The following is a 6,456-nucleotide window of genomic DNA, read 5'->3' as shown; positions in this document are numbered from 1 at the left end:
CCGCGACCGACGCGGGCCCGACCGACGCGGGCGCGGAAGCAGGGGCGACGGCGGAGTCGCGCAGGCCCCGGGCCGTCACCCGGGTCACGAGCGCATCCTCGGGTCTTCGGTGGGATCGGCATACATCTGCGGGCAGCCGTCCGCCGCAGCGTCGGGGCGCAGCTCGTAATGCCAGGACTCGTTCGCATAGGTCTGGCACAGGCCGTAGCGCCAGCCGCGCTGCGCCAGCCAGTCGAGTGCGGGCAGCGGTCCCAGGTCGACCGCGTCACCGGACACGTGCGCGGAGGTCTGCGGCGTCGCGACCCAGCGGCGCGCCTCCGCCTCCGAGCCGTACTCGGCGATCGCGTCCTGCAGCATCCGCTCCTGCAGCCCGGCCGAACGCCAGCCGCTGTTCACGCGGAACCCGACGCCGTCGACCTCGGCGTCGGTCGCGGCCCGCTGCAGGGCGTCGAGCAGATCGGGGTCGAGGTTGCCGACGCTCGGCCGCTCCACGTCGAACACGGTCGGCTGGTCACCGTCGGCGATCGTGCCGTCCGCATCGCCGTGGTCGGTCCCCGCGCCGCCGGAAGACAGATCGGGGAACGGGGTCGGCGCCGGAGACGGGACGGTCCGTCCGGCGTCGGCGGAGGCGGCGGCCAGCGACTGCTGCACCGCGAGCGCGCCGAGGACGACGAGGGCCAGCGCCAGCAGCGCCGCACCGAGACGACGGCGACGCGACCGCGGTGGTCGGGGGTTCGTGCGGGTGTTCATGGTTCCAGTGAAGGAAGCGCGCGGTTGCGAGGGCGTATGCGCTTTTGCATACGTTCGCGATATACCGCGGTGCGTAGGATCACAGCCATGCGTGTGCTGATCGTCGAGGACGAGCCCTACCTCGCCGAGGCCGTCCGCGACGGGCTGCGCCTGGAGGCCATCGCGGCCGACATCGCGGGCGACGGCGACACCGCTCTGGAACTGTTGAGCATCAACTCGTACGACATCGCCGTGCTCGACCGCGACGTGCCCGGCCCCTCCGGCGACGACATCGCGCGGTGGATCGTCGCGTCCGACAGCGGCATCCCGATCCTCATGCTCACCGCCGCCGACCGGCTCGACGACAAGGCCACCGGGTTCGAGATCGGCGCGGACGACTACCTCACCAAGCCGTTCGAGCTGCGGGAGCTGGTGCTGCGCCTGCGGGCCCTCGACCGCCGCCGCCAGCGCTCCCGGCCGCCCGTGCTCGAGGTCGCTGGCCTCCGGCTCGACCCGTTCCGCCGCGAGGTGTACCGCGACGACCGGTACGTGGCCCTCACCCGCAAGCAGTTCGCGGTGCTCGAGGTGCTCGTCGACGCACAGGGCGGCGTGGTCAGCGCCGAGGAGCTGCTGGAGCGCGCGTGGGACGAGAACGCGGACCCGTTCACGAACGCCGTGCGCATCACGGTGTCGTCGCTGCGCAAGCGTCTGGGCGAGCCCGGCATCATCCGCACCGTTCCCGGCGTGGGGTACCGGATCGAGGCGGACGCTGATGCCTAGGCGCCGGGGGATGAGCGCCCGGCTGAAGCTGACCCTCAGCTACGCCGGGATCGTCGTGGTGTCCGGGGTGCTGCTGCTCGCGGCCGTCGCGCTGTACCTGCTGCGGTACATCCCCGACGTGCAGATCATCGCCGACATCCGCGTGCCCAACCGCTCCGACCTCATCCGCGCGTTCGTGCCGGTGGCGATCGCGGTCATGGTGGCCCTGCTCGCGATCGGGCTCGGCGGCGGCTGGCTGCTCGCCGGACGCATGCTGGCGCCCCTCGAACGCATCAGCGACGCCGCCCGCCTCGCCGCCCAGGGGTCGCTGTCGCATCGGGTGCGCCTGGAGGGGCCGCGCGACGAGTTCCGCGACCTCGCCGACGTGTTCGACGGCATGCTCGAGCAGCTCGAGGCGCACGTGGCCGAGCAGCAGCGGTTCGCGGCGAACGCCTCGCACGAACTGCGCACGCCCCTCGCGATCTCGCAGACGCTGCTCGAGGTCGCCCGCGACGACCCCGACCGCGACGCGGAGGAGCTGATCGCCCGCCTGCGCGAGGTGAACACGCGCGCGATCGCGCTGACGGAGGCGCTGCTGCTGCTCAGCCGTGCGGAGCAGCGCACGTTCCCGCGGCAGCTGGTCGACCTGTCGCTGCTGGCCGAGGAGGCGGTGGAGGCGCTGCTGCCCCTGGCCGACCGCCGCGGGGTCGCGGTCGAGGTAGGTGGGGCCGCCGCGCCGATGCTCGGGTCGTCCGCCCTGCTGCCCCAGCTCGTCACGAACCTGGTGCTCAACGCGATCGTGCACAACCTGCCCAGCGGCGGGGCGGTGGCCGTGCGCACGCACATGATGCCGCAGGCCGTCGCGCTCGTCGTGGAGAACACGGGCGAGCGCCTGTCGGAGCACCGGATCGCGACGCTGGTGGAACCGTTCCAGCGCGGGTCCGAGCGTACTCGCGACGACCACGCCGGTGCGGGGCTCGGGCTGGCGATCGTGCAGCGCATCACCGAGACGCACGGCGGCACCCTGGTGCTGACGCCGCGCGCGGAGGGCGGCCTCGTCGTGACGGTGTGGTTCCCCCTCCCGTACCCGCGCTGACCGCCGGGCCGCGGCGATCTCGCTGCACCGCGTCTGCACGATAGTGTTTCGCCATGATGCCCGAAAAGCCGCGCGAACGCGGTGCTCTCTCCCGCCGCACGATCGTCCACGCGGCGTGGATCGCACCGGTCATCGCGTTCTCTGCCGCTGCTCCCGCCGCAGCCGCCTCGCTCGGCACCCCGGAGCTGACGCTCAGCGCCTTCGCCCTCGACGCGAACTACGCCTGGGGCACGGTCACCCTCTCCCGCCCCGGCACCGCCGATCTGACGCAGACGTTCGACTTCCAGGGCGACGGAGCCTCCGGCTGGGAAACGATCTACACGGGACAGTCGACGAACTCGTCGGGCTACTACGCCAGCACGCTCCCGCGGTCCGTGATCGGCGCGTACACGCAGCTCCGCGCGGTCGCCAGCGTCACCGGGTACGGCCCGGTCTCGAGCGCCCCCGTCGCCCTCTCCGACATCTGGGCCTGAGCCGTCCGGAGGGTCACCAGGGGCTGGGCTCGTAGTCCTTCAGGAAGACGCCGTGGATGTCCTCGCCCGCCTCGCCGCGCACGATCGGGTCGTACACGCGGGCGGCGCCGTCGACCAGGTCGAGCGGCGCGTGGAAGCCCTCTTCGGCCAGCCGGACCTTCGTGTAATGCGGACGCTCGTCGGTGATCCAGCCGGTGTCGACGGCGGTCATGAGGATGCCGTCCTTCTCGAGCATCTCCCCCGCGCTGGTGCGGGTGAGCATGTTCAGCGCGGCCTTCGCCATGTTCGTGTGCGGATGGCCCGGTCCCTTGTAGCGGCGGGAGAACTGCCCCTCCATCGCCGACACGTTCACCACGTACTTCCGGTGCGCGGACGACGCGGCCATCGAGGCGCGCAGACGGCTGATCAGCAGGAACGGCGCCGTCGTGTTGGCGAGCTGCACCTCCAGCATCTCCAGCGGATCGACCTGGTCGACCGACTGCACCCAGCTGTTGACGCGGTTCACGTCGGGCACGAGCCCGCCCGCGTCGATCGCCGTGCCGTCCGCGTGCTTCTCCAGCGACGACGAGCCGGGGGCCATCGCGAGCCGGGCGAGGTCTTCGGCCGTGAGCGCCTGCCCGCCCTGCTCCGCGACCGTGCCGCCGAGCGCCGCGACCGACAGCAGCGGGTGCGCATCCACCGATGCCTGCAGCGCCTGCGGATGCGGATCGGCGGTGTGGCCGAAGGTCTCCATCTCCGGCAGCGGCCCGTCGGGCAGGGGCTGCAGCTCCGCGTCGGCGAGCAGCGAGTACGCGCCCGGTGAGCGGCGCACGGTCTGCGCGGCGTTGTTGATGAGGATGTCGAGCGGGCCCTGAGCGGCGACCGAGTCGGCGAGCCCGATCACCTGGGCGGGGTCGCGCAGGTCGATGCCGACCACGCGCAGGCGGTGCAGCCAGTCGCTAGCGTCGGGCAGGGCCGAGAAGCGGCGCACGGCATCGCGCGGGAACCGGGTCGTGATGGTCGTGTGCGCCCCGTCGCGCAGCAGCCGCAGCGCGATGTGCATGCCGATCTTGGCGCGACCGCCCGTGAGCAGGGCGCGCTTGCCGGTGAGGTCGGTGCGGGCGTTGCGCTTGCCGTGGCTGAAGCGCGCGCAGTCCGGGCACAGCTGGTGGTAGAACGCGTCGACGAGCGTGTACGGCTGCTTGCAGATGTAGCAGTTGCGCGGCTTGAGCAGCTCCCCCGCGATCGGGGCGTCGACCACGCTCGACGCGAGGTCGTTGCCGCGGGTCTCGTCGTCGATGCGGTCGGGAGCACCCGTGGCGGTGCGGGCGACCACGGCCTTGTCGGCCTCGGCGATCGCATCGCGGATCTGCTTGCGGCGCACGCGCTTGACGTCTTTGAACATCGCGGCGGTCGCCTGGCGCACGGCGATGAAGTCGGGGTGCTCGTTGTCGATCGTGTGCAGCTCGCGGAGCACCCGCAGCGTCGTGGCGAGGTCGTCGGGGTCGATGCCGGGGCCCAGGTCGGGGGTGGCGTCGGGGGCATCGGTCATTGTGCCGATTTTACGCGAGTCGCCTGGGTGCCGACCCCGCGCCTCCGACGCCCTCCCGGCGCTCAGGCGATGCCGCCGCCGTCGACCACGAGGGCTGCGCCCGTGACGTAGGAGGAGTCGTCGCTCGCGAGCCACACCACGGCCTGCGCGACCTCCTCGGGCTCGCCCATGCGGCGCAGCGGGCGGTCGGCGGCCTCGGCCAGGAAGGAGTCCGCGTCCTGCGCGAGCTGGCGCGCCTCGTCCCGCAGCATGCCCGTGTTCACGTCGCCCGGGTTGACCGAGTTCACGCGGATGCCGGCGGGCCCGTGGTCGATCGCGAGCGCACGGGTCATGTTCACCACGGCGCCCTTGGACGCGCAGTACGACAGGGCGCGGCCGCCGCCCTTCAGACCCCAGCCCGAACCGGTGTTGACGATCGAGCCACCGCCCGCGGCCTCCATGATCGGCACGACGTGCTTGCACATGAGGAAGATGGCGCGCACGTTCACGCCGAACACAAGGTCCCACTCGTCGACCTCGATCTCGACCGCGGTCTGGCGGCGGATGATGCCGGCGTTGTTGAACACCACGTCGACCCCGCCGAACTCCTGCACGGCGGTCGCGACGACCCGCTCGATGTCGGGCTCGCGGGACACGTCGGCGGCGACCGCGACCGCCGTGCCACCGGCATCGCGGATCTCGGCGGCCACGGCCTCGGCCGCCTCGGCGTTCAGGTCGACCACGGCGACGGCGGCACCCTCCGCCGCGAGCGCGAGGCAGGTGGCACGGCCGATGCCGCCCGCGCCGCCGGTGACGATGGCCTTCTTGTTCTGGAGTCGCATGGGGGGTCCTTTCGGGGGTCAGACGGGGGAGAGTTCGGGTGCGGTCACAGGGTAGAGACTGCTCGTGCCGACGCCGGTGACGACGCGGATGTGCCCGGCGAGCCGGGCGTCGAGCACGGGATCGCCCGTGTCGACGAGCAGGGGCCGGCCGTGCAGGTCGACGAGCTTCTGCTCGGGCGCGACGACCAGCAGGGGGTCGTCGCCGAGCGCACGGAGCACGGCCGCGGAGAGCTGCTGGTTGCCTCGGCCGAGCAGGAACCCTTGTCCGCCGATCACGGTCACCACGGCCTGCGCGGCGCCGAGCGCGAGTTCGTCCCGCAGCTGCCGTTCGCTCGCGCCGCGGACGAGGAGCCGCCCGTCGAGCACGACGTCGACCCCGAGGGGCGTGCCGTCGAGGCCGAGCTGCCGCGCGATCTCGGCCGTGGTGCCGCCGGGGCCGAGCAGGTAGCGCACGCCGGGCTGCATCCGGGCGACCGCGCCGCGCGCTGCGGCCTCGACGGCGGCGGCCTCGGTCGCGGGGGTCGGGGCCTTGCGCGCCTGCGTGCGACCGGCGTGCACGGGCACCCGCACGAGTCCGTACAGCGTCGGCTCGACCCTGGCCCGGCGCATCGCGGCCTCGTCGATGTCGAGCACCTCGCGCTCCGCCGTCGGGAGCCCTCCGTGGTCGATCCAGTCGGCCGCGAGGGCTCCGGCCGCGCGCGGGCTCACCGCGAACACGGGCGAGTACATCTTCACGCCCGCGGGCACCCCGAGCACGGCCGGGGTGCCCGCGCGACTGCGGAGTTCGGTCGAGGTCCGGCCGGGAGCGGGAGCCACGGTCGCGCGACCGTCAGTTTTCTCCGGAGTTGTGAGCGCCGCAGCGAGGTCGAGCGCCGCGACCGCATCGCGCAATGTGCCGTCACCCCCGACGACGAGGATCAGCTCGACCCCGTCCGCCGCGAGGGCCGCGACCGCCCGGGACGTGTCGGCGGCCTCGGTCCGGACAGCCTCCGCGGGGGTGGAGAGCACGCGGGGCCGGAGCCCGGCGGCGCGCACCGCGTGCTCTCC

The 6,456-nt window shown here is 73.0% G+C and carries 7 protein-coding genes; 3 read left to right on the top strand and 4 right to left on the bottom strand.

The features are described from left to right. Positions 1–84 precede the first annotated feature (84 nt). Positions 85–750: a M15 family metallopeptidase gene (locus tag DW299_RS00315; RefSeq protein ID WP_136035239.1), complete on the bottom strand. Its 666-nt coding sequence runs from the start codon at positions 748–750 to the stop codon at positions 85–87. Between the two features lie 87 nt (positions 751–837). Between DW299_RS00315 and DW299_RS00310 the strand changes: the two genes are divergently transcribed. From DW299_RS00310 to DW299_RS00300, 3 genes are read left to right on the top strand one after another with little or no spacing between them, the layout of a single operon-like run. Next, the gene (locus DW299_RS00310) at positions 838–1,509 is read left to right on the top strand and encodes a response regulator transcription factor (protein ID WP_136035238.1); all 672 of its coding nucleotides are present in this window, start codon (positions 838–840) and stop codon (positions 1,507–1,509) included. Positions 1,510–1,519: 10 nt separating this feature from the next. Continuing rightward, on the top strand, positions 1,520–2,584 hold the full coding sequence (locus DW299_RS00305; RefSeq protein WP_136033940.1) for a sensor histidine kinase: 1,065 nt from the start codon (positions 1,520–1,522) through the stop codon (positions 2,582–2,584). Between the two features lie 53 nt (positions 2,585–2,637). Next, on the top strand, positions 2,638–3,057 hold the full coding sequence (locus DW299_RS00300; protein ID WP_136035237.1) for a hypothetical protein: 420 nt from the start codon (positions 2,638–2,640) through the stop codon (positions 3,055–3,057). 13 nt (positions 3,058–3,070) lie between these two features. Here DW299_RS00300 and DW299_RS00295 read toward each other — a convergent pair whose 3' ends face one another. From DW299_RS00295 to DW299_RS00285, 3 genes are all read right to left on the bottom strand, one after another. Beyond that, entirely contained in the window at positions 3,071–4,588 is a 1,518-nt protein-coding gene (locus tag DW299_RS00295; RefSeq protein ID WP_136033936.1) for an SDR family NAD(P)-dependent oxidoreductase, read from the bottom strand. A 62-nt stretch (positions 4,589–4,650) separates the two neighbouring features. Further along, on the bottom strand, positions 4,651–5,409 hold the full coding sequence (locus DW299_RS00290) for an SDR family NAD(P)-dependent oxidoreductase (RefSeq protein ID WP_136033934.1): 759 nt from the start codon (positions 5,407–5,409) through the stop codon (positions 4,651–4,653). Between the two features lie 18 nt (positions 5,410–5,427). Next, positions 5,428–6,456: ATP-NAD kinase family protein (locus DW299_RS00285; protein ID WP_136035236.1), on the bottom strand; the 1,029-nt coding region annotated here is incomplete at its 5' end.

Origin of the sequence: Microbacterium sp. K35, assembly GCF_004794375.1 — a bacterium.
GTDB classification, from domain to species: Bacteria; Actinomycetota; Actinomycetes; order Actinomycetales; family Microbacteriaceae; genus Microbacterium; species Microbacterium sufflavum.
This window is presented reverse-complemented; position numbering and strand designations above follow the sequence as displayed.

What these genes read in the sequence shown, in the direction of transcription:
- DW299_RS00290 (WP_136033934.1), bottom strand. Translation starts at nt 5,409, where the DNA reads ATGCGACTCCAGAACAAGAAGGCCATCGTCACCGGCGGCGCGGGCGGC.
- DW299_RS00300 (WP_136035237.1), top strand. Translation starts at nt 2,638, where the DNA reads ATGATGCCCGAAAAGCCGCGCGAACGCGGTGCTCTCTCCCGCCGCACG.
- DW299_RS00295 (WP_136033936.1), bottom strand. Translation starts at nt 4,588, where the DNA reads ATGACCGATGCCCCCGACGCCACCCCCGACCTGGGCCCCGGCATCGAC.
- DW299_RS00305 (WP_136033940.1), top strand. Translation starts at nt 1,520, where the DNA reads ATGAGCGCCCGGCTGAAGCTGACCCTCAGCTACGCCGGGATCGTCGTG.
- DW299_RS00310 (WP_136035238.1), top strand. Translation starts at nt 838, where the DNA reads ATGCGTGTGCTGATCGTCGAGGACGAGCCCTACCTCGCCGAGGCCGTC.
- DW299_RS00315 (WP_136035239.1), bottom strand. Translation starts at nt 750, where the DNA reads ATGAACACCCGCACGAACCCCCGACCACCGCGGTCGCGTCGCCGTCGT.